The organism is Kitasatospora sp. NPDC091257 (genome assembly GCF_044757675.1).
GTDB classification, from domain to species: Bacteria; Actinomycetota; Actinomycetes; order Streptomycetales; family Streptomycetaceae; genus Kitasatospora; species Kitasatospora lactacystinica.
This window is the reverse complement of record NZ_JBIVVI010001269.1, coordinates 1-2,493: the sequence shown is the minus strand read 5'-3', so window position 1 is coordinate 2,493 and position 2,493 is coordinate 1. Positions and strand designations below refer to the sequence as shown.

At 72.0% G+C, this 2,493-nt stretch carries 2 protein-coding genes; both read left to right on the top strand.

Annotated features, from left to right (window positions below; translation table 11 throughout):
* The first annotated feature begins 171 nt into the window (after positions 1 to 171).
* Positions 172 to 1,290, top strand: a complete 1,119-nt coding sequence (locus tag ACIQOV_RS37155; RefSeq protein ID WP_359909471.1) for a peptidoglycan bridge formation glycyltransferase FemA/FemB family protein — start codon at positions 172 to 174, stop codon at positions 1,288 to 1,290.
* A gap of 13 nt (positions 1,291 to 1,303) precedes the next feature.
* Positions 1,304 to 2,338, top strand: a complete 1,035-nt coding sequence (locus ACIQOV_RS37150) for an alanine racemase (RefSeq protein WP_401055205.1) — start codon at positions 1,304 to 1,306, stop codon at positions 2,336 to 2,338.
* The last annotated feature ends 155 nt before the right edge of the window (positions 2,339 to 2,493 follow it).

The window sequence follows — 2,493 nt, the reverse complement described above, 5'->3', positions numbered from 1 at the left end:
CCCACAGGGCCCGCCCGGAACCCTCGCCGCCCCCGTCGCGTATCTGCAGAGGAGACAGGTACCCGGCGGGGGCGCCGTCGTGCCCACCACGACGGGTGCCCGAGCCCCGGACGATAGGGTCAGCCCGAGAACTGGGGCCACCGCAGCCCGACCGACGAGGAGCACCGAGCAATGAGCCTGCGCCTGAGGACGATCACCCGCGAGGAGCACCTCGCCTTCATCAGGAGCCGCGCCTCGGCCAGCCACATGCAGGTGCCGTCGTGGGGTGACGTGAAGGCCGAGTGGCGGTCCGAGTCGATCGGCTGGTTCGACGAGGCCAACCAGCTCGTCGGCGCCGGCCTGGTCCTGTACCGCCAGCTGCCCAAGCTCAAGCGCTACCTCGCCTACCTGCCCGAGGGCCCGGTCATCGACTGGTTCGACCGCGACCTCGACCGCTGGCTCTCCCCGATGCTGGCACACCTCAAGTCGCAGGGCGCGTTCTCGGTGAAGATGGGCCCGCCGATCGTCATCCGCCGCTGGAACGCCCCCACCATCAAGGAGGCCATCGCCGCCAAGCAGGCCAAGCGGCTGCGCGACGTCGAGGCCGACTGGTACGAGGCCCGCGCCTTCGAGGTGGCCGACCGGCTGCGCAAGGCCGGCTGGCTCCAGGGCGAGGACGGCGGCGCGGGCTTCGGCGACGTCCAGCCCCGCTACGTCTTCCAGGTGCCGCTGGCCAACCGCTCGCTGGACGACATCCACAAGAACTTCAACCAGCTCTGGCGCCGCAACATCAAGAAGGCCGAGAAGAGCGGCGTCGAGGTCGTCCAGGGCGGCTACGACGACCTGCCGATCTTCCACCAGCTCTACCTGGTCACCGCCGAGCGCGACAAGTTCACCCCGCGCCCGCTGGCCTACTTCCAGCGGATGTGGAAGGCCCTCGTGGCCGAGGACCCGAACCGCATGCGGCTCTACATCGCCTACCACCAGGGCGAGCCGCTGGCCGCCACCACGATGCTCGTGGTCGGCGAGCACGTCTGGTACTCCTACGGCGCCTCCGCCAACCACAAGCGCGAGGTCAAGCCGTCCAACGCCATCCAGTGGCGGATGATGCGCGACTCCTACGCCCTCGGCGGCGGGGTGTACGACCTGCGCGGCATCAGTGACACCCTGGACGAGGACGACCACCTGTTCGGTCTGATCCAGTTCAAGGTCGGCACCGGCGGCCAGGCGGCCGAGTACCTCGGCGAGTGGGACTTCCCGCTCAACAAGCTGCTGCACAAGGCCCTCGACCTCTACATGTCCCGCCGCTGAGGAGGCTGCCCCGATGACGCTGTCGCTCTACCTCGACACCGAACGCTGGCGCACCCACCAGCGCTCCGTCCTCGCCGAGTTCCCCGGCCTGGTGCCGGTCGCCAAGGGGAACGGCTACGGCCTGGGCAACCACCGGCTGGCCGAGGAGGCGACGCTGCTGGGCACCGGGGTGCTCGCCGTCGGTACCGCGTACGAGGCGGCCGACGCCGCCGAGTGGTACGGCGGCGAGCTGCTGGTGCTCACCCCGTACCGGGTCGGCGAGGAGGCGCTGCCGCTGCCGCACGCCCGGGTGATCCGGACGGTGGCCGGCGTGGACGCGCTGCGCGCGCTGCACGGCGCCCGGGTGGTGCTGGAGTGCATGACCACCATGCGCCGGCACGGCGTGAGCGCGGACGACCTGCGCACCGTCGCCGCCGAGCTGGAGGGCGTGAGCTTCGAGGGCCTGGCGCTGCACCTGCCGATGGACCGGCCGGACGGCTCCAACCCCGTCGAGGAGGTCGCGTACTGGGTGGACACCGCCCGGGCGGCCGGCATCCCGGTCCACACCGTGTTCGTCAGCCACCTCGGCGCGGCCGGCCTGGACCAGCTGGCCCAGCGCTACCCGCAGACGGTCTTCCGGGCCCGGATCGGCACCCGGCTCTGGCTGGGCGACCACGCCGCGCTGGAGGTCCGGGCCACCGTCCTGGACGTCACCCAGCTGCGGAAGGGCGACCGCTACGGCTACCGCCAGCACCCGGCGCCCTCCGACGGCCACATCCTGGTGGTCGCCGGCGGCACCGCGCACGGCATCGGCCTGGAGGCGCCCAAGTACGTCCAGAGCATGGGGGCGCGGGCCAAGGGCATCGCCCGGGCCGGCCTGGCGACGGTCAACAAGACCAAGTCGCCGTTCCACTGGGCCGGCAAGCAGCTGTGGTTCGCCGAGCCGCCGCACATGCAGGTCTCGCTGCTGTTCCTGGACGGGGAGACCGAGCCCCCCGCGATCGGCGAGGAGCTCGGTCTCCAGGTCCGGCACACCACCACGCACTTCGACCGCGTGGTGGACCGCTGAGCTACGGCTTCTCGGCCGGCTCCGGCAGTTCGGGCTCGTCGAGCCACTGCCCGGGGCCGGCCGGCGCGTACGCGGCGTAGCTCTCCTCCTCGCGCAGCCGACGGGCGGTGCCCAGCACGGACACGTCCGGGGCGTGGTCCAGCACCCCGCCGGAG